This is a genomic window from Flavobacterium sp. PL12, from assembly GCF_039123485.1.
In the GTDB taxonomy this organism is placed as follows: domain Bacteria; phylum Bacteroidota; class Bacteroidia; order Flavobacteriales; family Flavobacteriaceae; genus Flavobacterium; species Flavobacterium weaverense.
In genome coordinates, this window is record NZ_JBANDI010000014.1 from 25,568 (window position 1) to 46,564 (window position 20,997).

The window sequence follows — 20,997 nt, forward strand, 5'->3', positions numbered from 1 at the left end:
TAATATTTTTTGTACCTCTATTCAATTACTAATTTTTAATCATTTTATATTTTAAAAAATCGATTTTTTATTTATCTGTGTTTATTCCTATCAATGCTTTCAAAATCCTAAATATTTTATTGGAGCAGTAAATAGAATATTCATTGTTTACTTACAGACTTATAATTTAGAGGTAATCATTATTATTTCTAATCGATATCAAGTCACTTACTTCCGAGGAAAATCAGTATTTTTTTCGTACTTTTGCAAAAATTTTTATAAAAAGATATTCATGTTAACAGTAAATAATTTATCAGTTCAGTTTGGCAAAAGAATTTTGTTTGACGAAGTAAATACAACCTTCACGCACGGTAATATCTACGGAGTTATTGGAGCTAACGGTGCTGGAAAATCAACTTTTCTTAAAATAATTGCAGGCGAAATGGATCCTACAGCAGGACATATTCATTTAGAGCCAGGAAAACGTATGTCGGTTTTAAATCAAAACCACAACATGTTTGACGAGAGCACTGTTCTTGAAACTGTAATGATGGGGAATAAAACCTTATATGCAATTAAAAAAGAAATGGATGCTTTGTATCTAGATTACAACGATTCAAATGCAGATAGAATAGGGGAGTTACAAGTACAATTTGAAGAGATGAATGGCTGGAATGCAGACTCTGATGCTGCATCTATGTTATCAAATCTTGGAATTAATGAGGAGCACCACTATACATTAATGGGTGATTTAGAAGGAAAAATTAAAGTGCGTGTACTTTTGGCGCAAGCTTTATTTGGAAATCCTGACTTGCTTATTATGGATGAGCCTACCAATGATTTGGATTTTGAAACCATCGCGTGGTTAGAAAATTTCCTTGCTAATTATGAGAATACTGTAATCGTGGTTTCTCACGATAGACACTTTTTAGACTCTGTATGTACCCATATTTCTGATATCGATTTTAGTAAAATTAATCACTATTCAGGAAATTATACTTTCTGGTATGAATCAAGCCAATTAGCTGCAAAGCAAAGAGCGCAGCAAAATAAAAAAGCCGAAGAAAAGAAGCAAGAATTAGAAGAATTTATTCGTCGTTTCTCTGCGAATGTAGCTAAATCAAAGCAAGCTACTTCTCGTAAAAAAATGATTAGTAAGTTGAATATATCAGAAATTAAGCCTTCAAGCCGCCGTTATCCAGCAATTATTTTTGATCAGGAACGTGAAGCAGGTGATCAAATTCTGAATGTGCAAAATTTATGTGCTTCAATTGAAGGAGATATTTTATTTAAAGGAGTTGACTTGAATATGGCAAAAGGAGATAAGATTGTTCTTTTCTCTAAAGATTCACGTGCAACAACTGCTTTTTACGAAATATTAAATGGAAATAAAAAAGCAGACGATGGTACTTACGATTGGGGAGTTACTACAAATCAAGCCTATTTACCAGTTGAAAATCACTCTTTCTTTGAGAGCGATTACACACTTGTAGATTGGTTGCGTCAATGGGTTAAAACAGAGGAGGAACGTGATGAAGTTAACATTCGTAGTTTCCTTGGGAAAATGATTTTCTCTGGTGAAGAAGCTCTGAAAACTTGTAGAGTTTTATCAGGAGGAGAAAAAGTGCGTTGTATGTTGTCTCGAATGATGATGGAGCGTGCTAACGTATTGATGTTAGATGAACCTACAAATCACTTGGATCTTGAATCTATTACTGCATTTAACAATTCATTAAAAAATTATAAAGGTTCTGTGATTTTTACAACTCATGATCATGAATTCTCTCAAACTGTTGCTAATAGAGTTATCGAATTAACACCAAACGGTGCAATTGATAGATACATGACATTTGATGATTATCTTGACGATGAGAAAGTACAAGAATTAAGAGTTAAAATGTATACTGTTTAAAACTAGTAACACTTTTAGCCAAAAAAAATCTCCTAAATGTTTAGGAGATTTTTTTTTGGAATTTATTGAATCTTAAATAGACGATTTAAGAGTGTTGTTTGTTAAAATGGATATCCAATCGCTAAATTGAAAATTAGGTTTTCTTTACGCCATGGACCGCTTCCAAAATCGATCTTATCCATTACCCAGCGATTGCCTTCAGATAAATAAGGTTTGCGTAAAGGAAAAGCAAGATCAGTTCTCAATATCAAGAAAGAGAAGTCAAAACGCAATCCCGCACCCGCACCTACAGCTAACTCACTCATAAACTTTTTAGAAAATTTAGCTCCAGGCTTTTCAGCGTTGTCATTAAGCAACCAGATATTTCCTGCATCGATAAATAATGCTCCTTTTACAAGACCGTATATTTTTGCTCTATATTCCGTGTTGAATTCTAATTTAATATCACCAGATTGATCTGGTAAAAATGAATTTGTATTTGTAGAAGCTCCATCAAAACTTCCAGGTCCGATAGAACGAGCCCTAAAGGCTCTAATACTATTTGTTCCACCAATAAAAAACTGCTTAATAAATGGCATTTCACTTGAATTACCATAAGCATATCCAGCTCCTACAATTATTCTACTTGCTATTTGCGAGTCAGGTCCTAATTTATAATAGTGTCTAAAATCATTTTCTATTTTAATAAATTGGCTAAAAGGAACATTAAATACATTTATAGTATCTCCTTTTTTAATATTTGCACCAGTAGCTAGTCCAGTGATATTCCCCGCTAAGTCTACAGTTCCTTTATAATAAAATGTATTCTTTTTTCTTTTTTGAGCAGTGTTTGTATAAGTATAAGAGTAAGTAGGACCAAATATTAACTGTTTCTCAATTACTTTTTCTAAAGACTTATTTTCTACAATTTTGTCGCGATATAATGCTGTAACATTTTGAGGACTCGCGTACGTTATTTCAGTAAGATTTAGTAAATGTTCTTTTCTATCGCTCTCTTTCCATAAGTAACCAAAAGAACCTTTAAAAGTTTGCAAAGAATATAATTTTGTTCTGTTTTGATATTCGTAACCAAGTGTCAACTTCGTTTTAGGAACAAAACCGCTTGGAGAATCTAATTTAAAGGGAGCTACTAACCTTGGCCAAATTAAATTTGCTTCAGATCCAAAACGATATACATTAAAACCGTTATTCTGACCAGCGACTTGGACTTCGAGACCACCAAAAGCAGAAATAGTTAAGAGCTCTGCACCACCAAGAGCATTTCGATTACTCCAATTTAAATTTAACTCTGTTCCTGTGTAATTAGCTGAATTTGTCTTTGCTAACAATTCTAATCGAAGCGATTTTTTTGGCAATGGAGTTAAGTAATAGAAAGCATCAAGATAATTTCCTGTCGTATCAGAAACGGCAAATTGATTTTTCACAAATTTAAAAGTTCCTAAATTCACCAAACGATTTAGCGACAAATTATGATCCGTACGATTGTATAAATCATTTTTTGAGAAATTTAAAGTTCGATCAAAAACTCTTGAATTAAACATACTAGTAGAGTCAATAATAGTAATATCATTGTGTTTTTTAATTGACTTTGTGTTGTCTTTTAAACTGTCCAATCCAATTGTGTAATTTGGATAAACTATAATCTTATTAATTCTATATGGAGTTTCAGCTAACGCAGGAGCTTCGTCTTTTATTTTTACAATTAAATCCACTTTGTGATCCGCAACTGTGCTATCGACTTGCACTTTTAAATAATCAGGATTAAAGTAGAAATAACCTTTTTCCTTAAGTCTTCCATCAATTCGAATACGCTCAGCCTTTATAACTTCAAGACTGTAGGCATCATCTTTTTTCAACAATGTTCTGCGATTTGTATTTCGTATTGCTGTTGCTAGCACAGTAGAATCAGTTGGGAATTTCACCTCTCTAATAGTGTATTGTCTTGCTGGCTTTACAATATATTCAGCGCTGGCTTTTTTGCCTCTTCTAGTAGAATCTGCAGTCGTTTTAGCATTAAAGTATCCATTATTTTCTGAATAATTTTGCAATACGCTTTTGTTATATTCTAAATCAACTTTGCTGTAAAAAACGGGAGCTTCACCAACTTTATATTTTAACCAATGACGAAATCCCTTATCTTTTGTTGGAGTGGGAGCGATGTTGTAAATGTATAATTTAGGTCGCAGTCCAAGAATAGTTTTATTAGGTTTAGGTCGCACTAAATCTTTCAGTTCACTTTTTAATGCTTTTCTATCTTTCTTACTAATTTCTTTTCCCTCAACATTTACTTTTGCGCCAGTATACAGCAATTCTCCTTCTGGTAAAAACCGAGTGTTACTGCACGATGATGCCACTGCAGTTAGAAAAATAAAAGATAATAAACGGCTATTATTCATCTGACTTGTCTTTTGATTCTTTTTTTGATTTTTGATTCTCTTTCTTGGTTTTACTTTTTGTAAACAATTCTTTGAATTTGTTGTAATCCAATGTGATTATGAAAGCAACTCCTGTTTCAACAACTTCACCTTGAAGTGCAACTTGGTATTTGTTGACACGGTACACTCTCATTTTATACCTTCCATCTTTTGAAATCTGGTAATCTAATGTAACGTCGCCTGCAATATTGTTTGCGTTCTGATTTGCTTGTTGCGGACCTTCAATTCCAAAACTGCTTCCCACGGTAACTTTCAAGCGGTCGTTTAATAATTTCTTAGAAATACCAACATTTAAATCCGTTTTGTTTTCACGCTGACCAGTTGTGTAATCATCAGATGTATCTAAATCAAAGTTTAGTTCAACACCTTCTATTAAATCTCCAGCCAAATTATTAAGCTGTTGTGATAAAATCTTACTAACACTTTCTCGTGCTAAAGAGGAAACATTTGTTCCACCTGTTTCACTTGCAAATGGGTTTTCACCAATAAAACGATTCAGTAAAAGCAAAGCAAATACTTGCTTGTTCATTTCATCTGGTTGTGAGCGCAACTGCGTTAGCTTCGCTTGTGTAGTATTTATAATTTCTGTTGAAACGCTGTTGTTCCCGTCTGGAAGAACAACATCAAATGAAATAGTAGGTTTCAATAATTCACCAGTCATTTTCAAGTTGGTTTCAAATGGAATTTTTTGTTTGTACGTATTACGCACTTCACTGGTTACAGCTCCTAATTGGTCGTTAACCAAGTCAATTGGCGCTGCTTCTGTTTTATAAATTGCAGTTATATTGATATCTGCGAGAGTTGGTTCACCTGTCCAAAGAATATAACTTCCTTCCTTGATATCAAATTTTCTTTTTATCGCATTAAAACTCATTTCGTAGCTACCCTCAGAAAGTTCGTATCGACCAGTAAGTGTTGTTTTTCCAGATGGATCGATACCACCGTTCAACTGCGCTTCACCTTTAAGTTTTAAGAAATCTCCATTTGACTTGTCGATAACCATTGAAAGTTCAGCATCCTTATCAATTTCAATATTTACTGAGGCATTAATTCCTTTAATGTCCATTTCGCTACTTAATTCCTCAAGTGCGAGATCATCTAAAATTATTGGATTATCTTGATCAATAAATTCGACAATACCTTCCCTGTCTGCAATTGATGGATCAGATTGTGGTAGAACAATTGTAAATTTAGTATCCTTATTAATTTTTATATTTCCTTCAACTATAGGGTTGTTTAAATTACCAGTAATTTTTAAATGATTGTCCAAGAATAACTCACCGTAATATAAATCGTTGTCTTTAGCTTTAGAATTAACGGCTTGGAAATTATCAGCATCAACGGTCAAATTGAAACCGAAATTACTAAAATTAGTACTGTTTATTTTTCCATTAATTGTCAAGTCATTCTCGTTTTGATCTTTGATATTAAACTGATCAAAAATAATAGTATCGCGAGTAAAAGATATTTTATCATTTATCTGCTTAAAAGTCGCGTTTAGAGCAGTCGCTATAAATCCAATATCGTTAAATTTTAGTTCTCCAATTACTAAAGGCTGGCTAGTGTTTCCTGTTATTCTAAAATTACCATTTAAAAAACCAGTGCTTTCCTTTATGTTATCTAATGTGAAGCCTTGAATACTTTTTAAATTCAATCTTTGAATATCAAGATTCATGTCAAAAGCACTTTGAGTCGTTTTATAAGATCCATCTAGATTAACCTGATTACCTTGACCGGTTATTTCTACTTTAGCGTCATATTGATTAGCGATTTCGTTATTTACTTTAATACTAATGTTTCCTATAGTATCCTTTTTAAAAGTAAAAGTATCTATTAGCAAATCAGAGGTGAAAAGGGGAGTGGTAGTTAAATTTTTCACCACAGCTTCTCCATTTATTTTACCAGTAAATTGCAAATCATTTTTCTCAACAAAACTTGTAACTGTAGTAATGTCAAAATTATTAAAATCTACTTTTATAGGAGCGTTTTCTGCTTCAGATTGTGATTGGATTTTAATGTGACTTCCTGATTTACTTAAATCAAATTGGCCAACATAAATTCCTTTTTTGCCAAAACGGATTACATTATCATCGTCTATTTTCCAAGGCTCATAATTTAATACTAACTGAGTTGGATCGAAACTTAGCTCATTATATCCATTTGCACCTTTCAAAGTTCCCGCAATTAAATAACGTTCCACTTCTTTTATATCTTTTAACTGCAAAATATAATCTACGATGTTTTTTTCAACTTGACCAGAAATGCTAGTGAATGGTAATTGAATTTTCTTGTTTTGGATATCATCAATAACAAGACTATATAATAAAGCTTTGTCTTCCGTATCAATTTTTACGATTGCATTTGTAATTATATTTTCGCCATATATTAATTTTGGAATTGCTCCATTCAAAACAATCGAATCGTTTACTGAATTGTATCTTCCAGTTAAATTGATAGGTTCCAGACTTTTTAATTCAGGAATCAGTTTAAATAAAATTGGATTGTCTTTCACATTGATAGTAAAAGCTAATTGCTGCTTGTCAACTACTACTTTTTTAGCATTTGGATTACTATCATAATAGGTAGCGATAGAATTTGATAATGCAATTGCGATTTGAGAAAGTTTATACTTTCCATTTACTTCTGCTGATAAAAACGGAGAATCTAACAGTAATGTGTTTTTTTCTGGGCTTGAATTTGCTGCAATATTAATAGAGTCAATTGCAAATTGACCTTTATCATTTACTATGTTTATACTGTGTGCATTTACTATTCCATTTAGATAATCGATATTTGCAGATTGAATATCAGCGTCAACTACACCTCTTATTTTTAAAGGACCAGCGTGTAGATTCAGTTTCTCTAAATCAGCTATATCAACATTTAATTTTAATTTGGCTGTTGGATATTTGTCTCTGAAACTTCCATTACTCACTAAATTAAAAGTCAGATTAGGATCTTTTGCGAAAGCGACTGCATTAAAATCACCATTTTTAATTGCGCCTTTAACCCTTAGATTAGTGTAGTTGTATTTGTTAAAATAGGCCTTCAATACATTTGCATTTAAAGAAGCTGTTGCGGTTTTTGGATCAAAACCTGTTCCTTTAATATCTGCTTTTAAAGTTATTTTACCAATAGAGTCATTCTTTATTAACTTACCCAGATCAAAATTGATGAATTCTGTTTTAGCATCGTATTTTTCAAAATTTTTTCTACTTTGATCGAAAGCCGCAATTATTTTTGCAGCACCAAATGTACTTTGTAAATTTAGATTGGTATTGAAATTTGCTATTGTCCCTTTAAAAGTTCCTTTCGCGCTAAATTTCGAAGGTAATTGTATGTTGTTCGGAATTGTTCCTTTGGGTAAAAAACCCATAAAATCCTTTTCGCTAGATTGTAAATCTTTGATATCTAAATTAAAAAAAGTCCTGTTGATATCCGGTAAACCAGTGATCGAACCGCTAGCAATTAATTTTGTGTTACCAAATCCGCTGATATCGATTATGGGAAATTCTAAATTTTTCAATTTTCCTTTAATAGCTCCATCAATCGATAGAATTCCGTTAGGATTGCTACTAAAAGGATTTGTAGCACTTAAAGTGGGAGCGAAAAGTAATATATCTTTTATTCCAAGTTTACTTTTTTTCAAATTAGCGATAAGGCCAAGTTCACCAGGATTAGAGGCTAGAGAAGCTATTGATGGATAGCCTATTCTAATTTCGTCTTTAAGTTCTGTTTGTGGTGTTTTTAAATATAGTTTTTTGAAAAAAGCGTTCTTCTTTCCGTAAAAAAACTCTGTGCTTAATGCTTGTATGTTTAATCCACTTTTATCTTTCACTGTTAATGACTTTGCAGTTCCAGATATATTTTCAGGATTGTAATTTAGTGAATTTAGTTTTAGATTTAAATTAGTTATATTTAAGTGATTGTAATCAATTCCTTTTTGGACTGCTGCAACATTGTTATTGTCATAGCGAAAATTGATTCTTTTCAATTCAGTTTCGTTAATTTTAAACTGCCAGTTATTAGATTGAGGCTCCATCGAATCTTTTTGAGTCACAGCTTTCACTAATTTTCCTAGAGCTAATTTTCCTTCGACTCCAGTTACTTCTAATTTATCAACTATTGCATATTGATTGTTCAAATCCATTTTGTCAATCTTAGCAAGAAGCTTTTTTAAATATAAAGTTGTGGCTAATTTTGTTTCATCACTCGAGTAATCAATATCAATTTTGGCTAAATCAATTTCCCCTAATTTTAAGTTTAGGATTGATTCTGGCTCATTTTTAATAGCAGCTTTTTTAGTTTCATTTGATAAAGCGACAATTCCTTGCTTTAGTTTTAATTTTAAGCCATTGATTTTTGCCTTCGGAATTTCAAAACTCATATTTTCCAAATCAAAGGTTTTAATCTTTGTTTGGAACTGATTTACATTTGCATATAAATTATTCTTAGTAACAAAATCTTCGTATTTAAATAATACACGATCTAGTTTAATTTCTTCCACCGAAAACTGCATCGGCGGTGAGTCAGATTTTTGTTTTTCTGGAGATGCAAAAGCGTCAACTATGTATTCAAAATTAAAAATCGCAGAAGAATCTCTATTAATTTTAGCGGTAATTCCCTCTAAGTGTACGGAATTAATCTCGACCTTATTATTCATTAATTGAAATAAACTAATATCTACAGCAAGCTTTTCACCGGAAAAGAGGGTGTCTTTTTTTTGATCTTCAAAATATACGCCTTCAAGAATTACTTTTTTAGGCAGACCAATTTCTACTCTATCAATTCTTATTTTAGTTTTTATCTTGCCTTCTAGATAGGTAACTGCTTTATTTTTAGCGAAATTTTGAACAGATGGAACTTGTAGTGCTACAACTAGTACAAGGAATAGTAGAATTAGTGAACCTACTATCCAAAGTAAAATTTTTAGACTTTTCTTTAAATATTTTTTCAAACGAGACAATTTTTTTTTGGGTTAAAAATAGCTTATTTATATTAAAATAGCAATTTTGCTTTTGAACACAATTGGCCGTAAAGGTGAGAAAAGTAGAGCAGTATAAATTATAACATTCAGTTGTGAATTTCTAAAATTTAGTGAGTCTGAAAGTCAAACATCTAACTAAGTCTAAAAACAGAATTAGTTAAGCAGTCTAAAAACATTGAATTCTTATATCTAAAATGTATTCCTATTGATTAGGGATCAGCTTAAATCGCTTTTTTTAGAGCCGCTAACCATCTTTGAAATTAATCCTTTTTGATTAGTTAATTCAGCTATGAAAATGCCACCTAGGTGCAAGATGATAAAGGAGAGTAAGTAGTAAATGGAGAGCACATGTATTTGCTCCATAGAATCCTTTAGATTTTTAGGTCCTAAAACAATTATTAATCCAGTAGTTAATGATACCGCAATACATAAATAGAAAATGATGTAAACCCAATATTGAAATTTTTCTTTTACAGAGAGCGCTGGATTAAGAGGACTAGTAAACTTCATTTTACCAAAAAATGGCAGTATCAATCTTAAACTATATAGTACTACTAAAGCATATCCGATGTAAATATGCCAGTCCCACATTGGTTTTCGTATTTTTTTTGCGAGAATGATTGCTTCTTCTTGTGACAAGGATTGAGAAGTTGTAGCTAAATAATCTTGAATTATTATGGCCATGTTAGTCTTGTTCATCCAAGTTAAACGCAAGAAAATTGTAATTAACATTAAAGTCAAGCAAATTGCAATGGACCAATGCATTATTCTGTAAACCACTGAGTAATTTCTAGTTTTCATAATGGTAATAGTATTTATAGAAGTTCTTAAAATTATATTACTTGACAGAATTTAGAAACATCTGTAGTTTTACAATTTATATTAGATGCTTATAAAGTCTTCACTTTTAGGAAAAAGGCTAATGGCTTCAACAGCGATTTCAGGTGTTGGATATGCTATCTTTCTCAGTTTAGTATCCATCCAAGCACCATCTACAGTTATAACTGCGCAAAGATTCCCTTCTTCATTAAGGAACTCATGGATAATGGACCATCTAGCTGCGTCAGGTCTCATCTTAGAGATTTTGGTTTGCATTGTAATTTTATCAGCCAACTTTATTTCTTTTCTAAACACACATTCTTCTCTAAATAGTATAGGTCCAAAATGCTGTTGCTGTAAGACTTTCATTGTCAAACCTAAACTTTCTAATATTTCAATACGATGCTGAGCACCAAAATCGTAATAAGCACTATGACGCACGTGAAAATTAGGGTCTAAATCCGACCAACGTAGCGATATTTGTTTTGTAAAAGATGTCATTTATTATCAGGTTAAATTATATTTTTAGCTTTAAAGTAGGTTAGCCTCAAACAAAATTAACTAATTGATGGTTTCCATCACTACTAATTATTGACTTTATTTTTTTCAACTAATAGTTATGATATAACATTTGTACTATAGCGATACCTATAATAAATCCAACAATTATAAAAATGATAATAAAAGAACTTTTTGGTGATTGAATTACTGCAACATTGTCAACAAATAAGTCCATTACAACTCCATTCGAACCATATCCTAAGATTATCTTACAATCTGCTTCCTTACCGTTTTTTAGGATTTTAAAGGTATGGGTGCCACCACTAATTGAATTTTTTTCTGATACGATAACTCCATTTAATTTGATTGTCTCTTTTCCTAAATAGGAATTGAAGATCTCAATTTTATTATCGTCTAATTGAACGGTAGAAAATTTCATAATTTTAAATTTCTTCAAACATAGAACTTAGTTGGTGATTTGTACTAATAATCTTTAAAAATTTAATTATTTAATAAACATTATTAGACGATTAAAGAGTGCTGATTGCTTAAGTAGTAAAGCTCGAAGTGCGTTCCTTTAATAGTGAAATGTACATTATATAAGTATGTCAGTCAGTCTGAAATGTCATATTGTCATATTAATTATTATGGATTTTAACATAAACTGACATTTTAATAGGGTCATTTGTATTGGCACAAAGATTGACTTAATGACTGCGAGTGAATAAAACTAATATACAATAAAATTAAATATATTAAAAATGGGTAAAATAATCGGAATTGATTTAGGTACGACAAACTCTTGTGTTTCTGTAATGGAAGGTAATGAAGCAGTTGTTATTCCTAATGCAGAAGGAAAAAGAACAACACCATCTATCATCGCTTTTGTTGAAGGTGGAGAAATTAAAGTAGGAGATCCTGCTAAGAGACAAGCGGTAACTAATCCAACTAAGACTATTGCTTCTATCAAACGTTTTATGGGTCATTCTTTTAGCGAAGTTTCTTCAGAGTCTAAAAGAGTTTCTTACAAGTTAGTAAAAGGAGATAACAATACACCACGTGTTGATATTGATGGTCGTCTTTATACTGCGCAAGAATTGTCAGCAATGACTCTTCAAAAAATGAAAAAAACTGCTGAAGACTATTTAGGTCAAACAGTTACTGAAGCAGTTATTACTGTTCCTGCTTACTTTAATGATGCACAACGTCAAGCTACAAAAGAAGCTGGTGAAATTGCAGGACTTAAAGTTATGCGTATCATCAACGAGCCAACAGCTGCAGCTTTAGCTTACGGATTAGATAAAAAAGGAAAAGATCAAAAAATTGCTGTTTACGATTTAGGTGGAGGTACATTTGATATTTCTGTTCTTGAATTAGGAGACGGAGTTTTTGAAGTATTATCTACAAACGGAGATACTCACTTAGGTGGAGATGATTTTGACCACGAAATTATTGACTGGTTAGCTGCTGACTTCATGAAAGAAGAAGGTATTGACTTACGTCTTGATCCAATGTCATTACAACGTTTGAAAGAAGCTGCTGAAAAAGCTAAAATTGAATTGTCTTCTTCTGCTGAAACTGAAATCAACTTACCTTACGTAACTGCTACAGCTTCAGGACCAAAACACTTAGTTAAAAAATTAACTAGATCACAATTTGAAAAATTAACTGATGCTTTAGTAAAACGTTCTATGGAACCAGTTGCTAAATCATTGAAAGATGCAGGTTTATCTGTTTCTGATATTGACGAAGTTATTCTTGTAGGAGGTTCAACTCGTATGCCAAGAATCGCTGAAGAAGTTGAAAAATTCTTTGGTAAAAAAGCGTCTAAAGGAGTTAACCCTGATGAAGTTGTTGCAATTGGAGCAGCTATTCAAGGTGGAGTTCTTTCTGGAGATGTAAAAGATGTATTGTTACTTGACGTTACACCTTTATCTTTAGGTATTGAAACTATGGGTGGAGTTATGACTACATTAATTGAGTCTAATACTACTATTCCAACTAAGAAATCTCAAGTTTTCTCAACTGCTGCTGATTCTCAACCAACTGTTGAACTACACGTTCTTCAAGGAGCTAGAGCAATGGCTGCTGATAACAAAACAATCGGTCGTTTTAACTTAGACGGTATTCCACCAGCACCAAGAGGTGTTCCACAAATTGAAGTAACTTTTGATATTGATGCTAATGGTATCATCAAAGTTTCTGCAACTGATAAAGGAACTGGAAAATCTCACGATATTCGTATCGAAGCTTCTTCTGGATTAACATCTGAAGAAATCGAAAGAATGAAACAAGATGCTGAAGCTAATGCTGAGTCTGACAAAATCGCAAGATCTAGAGCAGAAAAATTGAATGAAGCGGACGGAATGATCTTCCAAACTGAAACTCAATTAAAAGAACTTGGTTCTAAATTAGCTGATGATCATAAAGTTGCTGTAGAGTACGCTTTAACTGAATTGAGAATGGCTCACCAATCTCAAGACATCGAAGCTATTCAAACTGCTCTTGATAACATCAACGCAGCTTGGAAAACAGCTACTGAAGCAATGTATGCTCAAGGAGAACAAGGTCAACAAGAAGCTGCACCACAAGGTGAAGCTACTCAAGGAGACAATGTTGAAGACGTTGAATTTGAAGAAGTAAAATAAGCAGAAAATCAATTTTGTATAACAAAATTGTATGAATTGTTTATCCTGATTTTTTTCGGGATATAATAAAGAGAAACCGTTCACTCAAAGTGAACGGTTTTTTTATGCTCTTTATTCTAATGCGTCCTTTTGTCCAAACATTTTATTTATAACTAAGGTATGAGGAAATGTGATAGCTGCTAGAAACGAAAAAAACAAGGCATTGAATAATTCTTCATCCTGATAAAAATAGTAAATAATCGCAATTCCGATTATTGATACTAACCAATATACTCCAGCAGATTTGCAATAACTAAAAAAGTTCTGAAAAGTAAAGGACTTGTTCAAAAATTTAATTTGATCTATAATTGAAGGTATACTATGCCATATAACGAAATAAATTGCAAATCCCCAAATTAGACTGGATGATTTAAATAATATTGAAAACACAACTAGAAAGAATAACTCTAAAAGTATCTTTTTTCTAATATTTTCTATTTTCCAGAAAAAATAAACACTCATACTAAGAAATAGGGCAGTCGAGATTTGAAGGGATATTAAAAATATCTCCGTCGAAATAGTAGTTTGCGTAATCGTTTCAATTATTCCTTGTACTTGTTCGCTATGAAAATTAAAAAGCAATAGGAGAATTATCAGTCCATATAAAGATTGGTACAGTAATAATACTGATTTTGGAAAAAGGTTATCTAAATTTTGCCATTGCTGTTCTCCAAAGTGATTTGCGCTGACTATTATGAAGAGCAGAAGTGCAAACAGCGGAATTAAATAAAAAATTAGTATGCCTGCTAAAACAATCATTACATAATAGGTAAAGATTTTTAGCCATGAATTAGATTTGTTTTCTGCGCTTATATTCTTTATTAACAATAAATCATTCGCACCATGCAGTATTCCAAATGAAAATATCAGCATAAATCCCATAATTACCTGATGTTTATCAGATAGAAAAGAATCCATCCATAGAGCAAAAAAGCTCGCTACGATTGCGATGTTAGTGTAATTTTTCATTTGTTTTTATTATTGTTTAAAAATAGTTAAAAAAACTTAAACAAAAACACTTATTATTGTTTAACTTTTTATACATTTGAATAAACAAAAACCATTTAAATTTTTACTTATGACAAACTTTATGTTTATTTCAGCATTGGTTGGTAAGTTACTACCAACAGATTATGTAGGTTTTACATTTTTTGTAGGCTGCATGGCCATGATGGCTGCATCAGCATTTTTCTTTCTATCATTAAGCCAGTTCGACAGGAAATGGCGTACATCCGTTTTAGTTTCTGGTTTAATTACTTTTATTGCAGCAGTGCATTATTTCTACATGAGAGATTACTGGGCGACTTTTGGAGAATCTCCAACTTTCTTCCGTTACGTTGACTGGGTATTAACTGTACCGTTGATGTGTTTAGAGTTTTATCTAATATTAAAGGTAGCAGGAGCAAAACAATCGTTATTATGGAAAATGATTCTTTACTCTATAGTAATGCTAGTTACAGGTTATATTGGAGAAGTAATTGCTCCAGATAGTGCTGCTTTATGGGGATTCATTTCTGGAGCTGCTTATTTCTTAATCGTGTATGAAATTTGGTTAGGTGAAGCTTCAAAACTAGCTGCTGCAGCTGGAGGAGAAATACAAAAAGCACACAAAATTCTATGTTGGTTTGTACTAGTTGGTTGGTCAATTTATCCATTAGGATATATGATGGGAACAACAGGATGGTACAACGGATTTATTCCATCAGGTAATATTGATGTCGTATATAACATTGCTGATGCTATTAATAAAATAGGATTTGGTTTAGTTATCTACAGCTTAGCAGTTAAATACCAAAAAGATTAAGTTTATTGGTTGTTTATTTTAAGTGGAAGAGGCTGTCCGAAAAGTAATTTTCGGACAGTTTTTTTTTGCTTATTATATTGATAATTAGTATTTTCAAGTACTAAAATCAATGATTATGCAGCCAGTTTTCAAACATCATTCTGTTCATCAGCAAGAACTTTTTCCATTAAATTTAAATGATTTAATTTCAGAAAATCATTCAGCGAGATTAATTGATTCAGTAGTTGAAAAGTTAGAAATATCTGAAATTATATCACAATATAAGGGTGGCGGAACATCCAGTTATCATCCTAAAATGTTACTTAAAATCCTGTTCTATGGTTATTTAAATAATACTTATTCATGTAGAAAAATAGCCAAAGCTGTAAAGGAAAATATTTATTTCATGTGGCTTTCAGGCGGTTTACAACCAGACTTCAGAACAATTAATGACTTTAGAGGGCAAAAGTTAAAAGGTAATGTTGAAAAATTATTTAGTCAATTGGTGGTAATGATGGTTGATTTAGAATTAGTTAGTCTGGAGAAGCAATTTATAGATGGGACCAAAATAGAAGCGAATGCGCATAAATACAGTTTTGTTTGGAAAAAATCAGTTGAAAAGAATAAAGATAGACTTCAGTCAAAAATAGATATTGTTTTAGCAGAAATTGGTCAAGCAATCGAATCAGACCTTATACATACCGATAATCAAATCGACAAGAAAATTGATAGTCAGAAATTAGAAGAAAAAATTCAAGCGATAAATAAAAATTCAAAGGCAGAATTTTTAAACAAACAGCAAAAAAAAGTTGTTCAGAAACTAGAAAATGAACAACTTCCAAAATTAAAAGAGTATGAACAACATCTTGAAATTCTAGGAACTAGAAATAGCTATTCTAAAACGGACACAGAAGCTACTTTTATGCGAATGAAGGAAGATCACATGATGAATGGTCAGCTAAAACCTGCCTATAATATCCAAATCTCTACAGAAAATCAAATCATAACCCATTATTCTACACATCAAACTTCTACAGACTTTACTACTTTAGAGCCTCATTTAGAAGGTTTTGAAAATAATTACAATAAACAATCTAAACAGGTTATTGCCGATGCTGGTTACGCAATTGAAGAAAATTATCAATTGCTTGAAAAAAAGCAAGTCGAGTTTTTTATTCCTTATAATATGTATCGAATCGAGCAAACTCGAAAACATAAAAAAAATGTGTTTCACGCACAAAATCTTTTTTATAATCAAGAACAAGACTTTTTGGTTTATCCAATAGGTCAAAAAATGACCAAAATTTATTCAAAACAATCAAAAACAACAACGAGATTTATACAACATCATTCGGTTTATCAAGCCATTAATTGTGAAGGTTGTCCAATGAGAGGGCAATGTTTCAAAGCACAGGGAAACAGGAGAATAGAAATTAATCATAATCTTCAAAAACTTAAAATCAAAGCAAGGGAAAATTTAGAAAGTGAACTAGGGAAGGAAATTTATTCTAAAAGATGTATAGAACCGGAACCTGTTTTTGGAAATATTAAACAAAACAAAGGGTTTAAAAGATTTACCTTAACCAAGATACCCAAAGTAAATATTGAATTTGGATTGATTGCCATTGCTCACAATTTTTCTAAATGGATAGCAAAAACATGTTCACAGAATTTAAAGCCAATTTTGAGCTTTAAAAATGAAATAAACAATTTTTTATGGCAATTTTTGCTTCAAAATTTTGAACATTCTAGAAATTAGGGAGAAATCATAAACTAATCTGTAAAAATAAGAGGCTGCCTTCTCGGACAGCCTCTTTTTATTAGAATCAAAAAACCCGACTTACAATTATATAAGTCGGGTTTTGTTTTATAAAACCACTAGGTAGTGCTTTCTCCCTTGTAACATGTTTTATTTTGGATCTAAAGCTAAACTAATTCTAGAAATTAAATCAAGAACGTGATACTTGCTCATTCGATCACTCATTCTACTAGATGAAGTCTTTAAGTCGTTTCTCAATGCAATTAACTGTCCTCTTGCAACTGATGGTAAATCAGTTTGAGATAAATTAACTTTTTTTGTCGAGAAGCCGTACGTTACTCCCACAGGTACAGATCTCACAGTAGCTGTCCCAGGTTTTAGTAATTCTACTAGTTTGTCAACGTAAAGTTTTTGGATATTTCGTCTGTAAATATCTATAGATCCGCTGCCTTTTAACTCTGAAAAAATACCTTTATTCAAATCAGTAATTAATTCGTCAACAGAATAATTGTCTCTGCTGATGCTAGAAGATTCTAATAAACGAACCATTCTATCTCCCGCTAGCAAGCTACTTAAGGTTGCATCTTGCATTGACTTTACAGCTTCAACGCCACTTTCTGGATTTATTTTAGAAAGAATATCTTGATTCAATAACCATTTTGGAGTCGTAAATAATTGTGTATTTAAAAAAGTAACTGCATCTTTTTGAATGCTTTTTGGAACAACCGTAAATTGATTTCCAGTCATATCGTAAGTCTTTGGAGAATCATAGATTCCACCTACGTTTTTAGTAACATGACCCATATATCTTCTAAATTGTCCTGTTAAAGCAGTGTATAGTTCATCAAGCTCACTATAACTTTCTCCTTTTTCTGTAGACCATTCTAGTAAATTAGGAAGAATTCTTTTTAGATTTTTAATTCCGTATTCTGAAGCTCTCATTGCATTGTCTCCAATATCCTCAGTTTGATATCTAGGATCATACGGGCTAGTTTCAGTTCCAAACCACAAGCGATTGTTCTTGTAAGCTTCCTTAGTCATTTCATTTAAAATAGCTTTTTCTGCTTTTTCTGTTTTTGCATCTTCAAAATAAGAGTAACCCCATTTGATAGCCCATTTGTCGTAATCACCAATTTTTGGAAAAAAGTCAGTTACCCCATCTTCTGGCTGCGCTACGTAATTAAATCGTGCATAATCCATAATAGAAGAAGTATGACCATTTTTTGCCACGAAATCTTTGTCTCTTAATTTTTCCACTGGTGTCGCAGAACTTGCACCCATATTGTGACGTAATCCTAATGTATGTCCTACTTCATGAGAGGATACAAATCGAATTAATTCACCCATTAGTTTATCATCAAATTTCTTAGCTCTTGCTTCTGGATTTGCAGCAGCTGTTTGAATTAAATACCAGTTTCTTAATAGGCTCATAATGTTGTGATACCAACCAATATGGCTCTCTAATATTTCTCCACTTCTAGGATCGTGAACATTAGGTCCGTATGCATTTTGTATTTCTGCAGCGAAATATCTCAATACTGAAAAACGCGCATCTTCTAAACTCATCGTAGGATCATTTTCTGGCCAATATTCCCCGCGAATTGCATTTTTCCAACCTGCAGCTTCAAAAGCAACTTGCCAATCATCAATTCCTTGTTTGATGTATTTTTTCCATTTTTCAGGAGTTGCGGGGTCGATGTAGTAAACAATTGGTTTCAATGGCTCAATTAATTCGCCATTTTTTTGTTTTTGAGCATCTTCAGTAGATTTAGGCTCTAAGCGCCATCTTACCGCAAAGACTTTCGTATCTGATTTTTGTGATTCTTCTTCAAAAACACCAAATTGATTTGCAAAATAACCTACGCGAGCATCAAATTCTCTTTTTCGCATTGGCGTTTTAGGCAATAAAATCATCGAAGTGTTCATTTCCATAGTCACAACACCAGCATCAAGTGCCGAAGGTAAATCAATTCCTATCTTAGGTGTTGGCGTTGCATTAATTCGTGGTGGAGTAGTTGTAAATGTTTTTACGCTTCTAATCTCAGTATTGATTGGGAAGCTACTCACTTTAGAAATAAATGATCTGTCTTTTTGAAATGCTTGTATGTTTAACATTTGCTTCTTTATTGGATCTAAAGAAAAAGTTTGAACATCAGCGTCAAAAGTCGTAGATAAATCAAGAACGTATCCAGTTATTTTACCATCTGCATCTTTTTTATAGGCTAGTACATCGTAGTTACCGATGATTGGATCAGATGTAGAATTTTTTACGGCTTGTGCCAAAGGTTTGTCCTCATCCGGAGACATAATAACGTAAGTAATAGATCTTAAAAGAATGTTGTTATTCATTCCTTTTTCCCAACGAACCACTTGTCTATTGATTTCTTCACCACCAAAGATTGCTCCTCCAGCAGGAGTTTTAGAATAGCGAGTGATGGTCATCATTTCACTTCCTAGTATAGAATCAGGAATTTCAAACAGATACTTTTTATCTACTTTATGAACAATAATCAAACCGTTTTGTGTCACTGCTGTAGAATCAATAACTTTCTTGTACGGTTTAGGTTCTTTTTTAGCATCAGCGGCCTTTGGGTCCACTTTTGCAACTGCATTTTTCGCTGCTTTTCTCTCTTTTCTGCTTTGAGCAAAAGTTTCACTTGCTGAAAAAAGGAAAAGACAAACAATAATTAAAGATAATTTTTTTTTAATCATTTAGTTATACTTCTAATGGTTTATAAATAGGTTAAAACAGAAAGATACTTACGTAAAAAGTAACTATCGATTTCCAAATCTATCAATATAATTTTCAATTTTCTAGTGGTAAAATTTAAATATAAAAAATTAACTAAAATTAACAAATGTTCATTAAACGCTGTAAAGTGAATATTACATGATTTATCTCATATAGTAAATAGGTATTTATCCCTATTTTTGTAGTTAACTATTATAAAACGCCTCAATAGTGTTACATGAAAGCTAAGGCGACCTAGTAGTGATTCAATTGAACAAGTTTTTTGTAATATTACTTCGTGAATGATTATACATGAGAAAAATTAAATTTAAAAAAGGTAAGAGACTGCAGCCGTATCATCTTGAATATACGGGAATTCATAAAGAAAATGATTCTGAAATGCAATTGTTTGTTTACGACACTATTGACTTGAAAGAATATGAAGATTTTAAAGTGGCTGATTTAGCTAAATTTCTAGATACTAATAAAACAAATTGGCTCAATATTCACGGTCTAAATAATATAGATTTAATAAAATCGATAGGTAGTTTTTTCGAAATAGATAATTTCATGCTGACCGATATTCTAAATACCAGTAGACGAACAAAACTCGAGGAATTATCAGATGTACTTTTTTTCAATATAAAATCGCTTCTCCCAGCAGGCGATTCTGATAATATAAGTGTAGAGCAGATTAGCTTTTTGATAAAAGACGGTATTTTAATTTCCTTCCAAGAAAAACGTTCTGATTTTTTTACGCATATTCGAGAACGAATTCGCACCCATTCTGGTTTAGTTCGAACAAAGAAAGTAGATTACTTACTCTATGTACTTCTAGACGCGATAATGGAAAATTTTTATATCACCATTGAAAATGAAGAGGAAAAAGTAGAGGAATTGGTTGCCCTTTCAAAAAGGAATGCGGATCCATTAACTTTAGAACGTATTGAAAAACATCGTGATAATTTTAATTTCGTGAAGCGATCAATAATTCCTTTGAGAGATTCTTTGTATGGTATAAAAAGTTTGAAAGACGATACTGTTTTTAATGTTATTGAAATTGAAAGTTTTAGTTTCTTTTTTCGTTTACATCAAAAGAGTCTAGAATTATTAGAACAAATTGAATCTGATTTGGGATCATTAGAGAGCGCTTCTAATTTCTTTTTTTCGGCACAGACTCATAAAATGAATGAAATAATGAAGACGCTAACTATTGTGTCTGCCATATTTATTCCATTAACATTTATTGTAGGTGTGTACGGAATGAACTTTAAAAATATGCCTGAACTGGAATATCATAACGGCTATTTTATCGTTGTCGGAGTGATGGTTTTGATAGTTATTGGAATGATAATTTATTTTAAAAAGAGGGATTGGTTTTAATTAGTAAAACAGTAAATGTCC

At 32.0% G+C, this 20,997-nt stretch carries 12 protein-coding genes; 5 read left to right on the forward strand and 7 right to left on the reverse strand.

Features of this window, described 5'->3' with window-relative positions:
* Positions 1-271 precede the first annotated feature (271 nt).
* Complete coding sequence (locus tag RCH19_RS08210) at positions 272-1,891, forward strand: ABC-F family ATP-binding cassette domain-containing protein (protein WP_343022811.1); 1,620 nt, start codon at positions 272-274, stop codon at positions 1,889-1,891.
* A gap of 101 nt (positions 1,892-1,992) precedes the next feature.
* On the opposite strand, the gene RCH19_RS08215 is transcribed toward RCH19_RS08210, so the two are convergent.
* The 5 genes from RCH19_RS08215 to RCH19_RS08235 all read right to left on the reverse strand — a co-directional run bounded on the left by RCH19_RS08215 (position 1,993) and on the right by RCH19_RS08235 (position 11,072).
* Positions 1,993-4,287, reverse strand: a complete 2,295-nt coding sequence (locus RCH19_RS08215; RefSeq protein ID WP_343022812.1) for a BamA/TamA family outer membrane protein — start codon at positions 4,285-4,287, stop codon at positions 1,993-1,995.
* On the reverse strand, positions 4,280-9,283 hold the full coding sequence (locus tag RCH19_RS08220) for a translocation/assembly module TamB domain-containing protein (protein ID WP_343022813.1): 5,004 nt from the start codon (positions 9,281-9,283) through the stop codon (positions 4,280-4,282). The genes RCH19_RS08215 and RCH19_RS08220 overlap by 8 nt, the downstream gene beginning before the upstream one ends.
* A 246-nt stretch (positions 9,284-9,529) precedes the next feature.
* Positions 9,530-10,114, reverse strand: coding sequence for a cytochrome b/b6 domain-containing protein (locus tag RCH19_RS08225; protein WP_343022814.1), 585 nt, complete (start codon positions 10,112-10,114; stop codon positions 9,530-9,532).
* An 81-nt stretch (positions 10,115-10,195) separates the two neighbouring features.
* Complete coding sequence (locus tag RCH19_RS08230) at positions 10,196-10,633, reverse strand: acyl-CoA thioesterase (protein WP_343022815.1); 438 nt, start codon at positions 10,631-10,633, stop codon at positions 10,196-10,198.
* 109 nt (positions 10,634-10,742) lie between these two features.
* Positions 10,743-11,072 (reverse strand): hypothetical protein, encoded by a 330-nt coding sequence (locus RCH19_RS08235; protein ID WP_343022816.1) that lies wholly within the window; start codon positions 11,070-11,072, stop codon positions 10,743-10,745.
* A gap of 322 nt (positions 11,073-11,394) precedes the next feature.
* Between RCH19_RS08235 and dnaK the strand changes: the two genes are divergently transcribed.
* Entirely contained in the window at positions 11,395-13,281 is a 1,887-nt protein-coding gene (gene dnaK / locus RCH19_RS08240; RefSeq protein ID WP_121925415.1) for a molecular chaperone DnaK, read from the forward strand.
* Between the two features lie 111 nt (positions 13,282-13,392).
* Here the strand turns inward: dnaK and RCH19_RS08245 are convergent, their stop codons facing one another.
* The gene (locus tag RCH19_RS08245) at positions 13,393-14,289 is read right to left on the reverse strand and encodes a Brp/Blh family beta-carotene 15,15'-dioxygenase (protein WP_343022817.1); all 897 of its coding nucleotides are present in this window, start codon (positions 14,287-14,289) and stop codon (positions 13,393-13,395) included.
* A gap of 109 nt (positions 14,290-14,398) precedes the next feature.
* On the opposite strand from RCH19_RS08245, the gene RCH19_RS08250 reads away from it, so the two are divergent.
* Both RCH19_RS08250 and RCH19_RS08255 read left to right on the forward strand, forming a co-directional pair.
* Positions 14,399-15,124 (forward strand): bacteriorhodopsin-like, encoded by a 726-nt coding sequence (locus RCH19_RS08250; protein WP_121925413.1) that lies wholly within the window; start codon positions 14,399-14,401, stop codon positions 15,122-15,124.
* A 115-nt stretch (positions 15,125-15,239) separates the two neighbouring features.
* A complete protein-coding gene (locus RCH19_RS08255) occupies positions 15,240-16,862 on the forward strand; it encodes an IS1182 family transposase (protein ID WP_343022818.1) in 1,623 nt (540 codons plus the stop codon).
* A gap of 150 nt (positions 16,863-17,012) precedes the next feature.
* On the opposite strand, the gene RCH19_RS08260 is transcribed toward RCH19_RS08255, so the two are convergent.
* Positions 17,013-19,574, reverse strand: a complete 2,562-nt coding sequence (locus tag RCH19_RS08260) for a zinc-dependent metalloprotease (RefSeq protein ID WP_343022819.1) — start codon at positions 19,572-19,574, stop codon at positions 17,013-17,015.
* A gap of 331 nt (positions 19,575-19,905) precedes the next feature.
* On the opposite strand from RCH19_RS08260, the gene corA reads away from it, so the two are divergent.
* A complete protein-coding gene (corA, locus tag RCH19_RS08265) occupies positions 19,906-20,976 on the forward strand; it encodes a magnesium/cobalt transporter CorA (RefSeq protein ID WP_343022820.1) in 1,071 nt (356 codons plus the stop codon).
* The last annotated feature ends 21 nt before the right edge of the window (positions 20,977-20,997 follow it).

What these genes read in the sequence shown, in the direction of transcription:
- RCH19_RS08210 (WP_343022811.1), top strand. Translation starts at nt 272, where the DNA reads ATGTTAACAGTAAATAATTTATCAGTTCAGTTTGGCAAAAGAATTTTG.
- RCH19_RS08215 (WP_343022812.1), bottom strand. Translation starts at nt 4,287, where the DNA reads ATGAATAATAGCCGTTTATTATCTTTTATTTTTCTAACTGCAGTGGCA.
- RCH19_RS08225 (WP_343022814.1), bottom strand. Translation starts at nt 10,114, where the DNA reads ATGAAAACTAGAAATTACTCAGTGGTTTACAGAATAATGCATTGGTCC.
- RCH19_RS08230 (WP_343022815.1), bottom strand. Translation starts at nt 10,633, where the DNA reads ATGACATCTTTTACAAAACAAATATCGCTACGTTGGTCGGATTTAGAC.
- RCH19_RS08235 (WP_343022816.1), bottom strand. Translation starts at nt 11,072, where the DNA reads ATGAAATTTTCTACCGTTCAATTAGACGATAATAAAATTGAGATCTTC.
- dnaK (WP_121925415.1), top strand. Translation starts at nt 11,395, where the DNA reads ATGGGTAAAATAATCGGAATTGATTTAGGTACGACAAACTCTTGTGTT.
- RCH19_RS08245 (WP_343022817.1), bottom strand. Translation starts at nt 14,289, where the DNA reads ATGAAAAATTACACTAACATCGCAATCGTAGCGAGCTTTTTTGCTCTA.
- RCH19_RS08250 (WP_121925413.1), top strand. Translation starts at nt 14,399, where the DNA reads ATGACAAACTTTATGTTTATTTCAGCATTGGTTGGTAAGTTACTACCA.
- RCH19_RS08255 (WP_343022818.1), top strand. Translation starts at nt 15,240, where the DNA reads ATGCAGCCAGTTTTCAAACATCATTCTGTTCATCAGCAAGAACTTTTT.
- RCH19_RS08260 (WP_343022819.1), bottom strand. Translation starts at nt 19,574, where the DNA reads ATGATTAAAAAAAAATTATCTTTAATTATTGTTTGTCTTTTCCTTTTT.
- corA (WP_343022820.1), top strand. Translation starts at nt 19,906, where the DNA reads ATGAGAAAAATTAAATTTAAAAAAGGTAAGAGACTGCAGCCGTATCAT.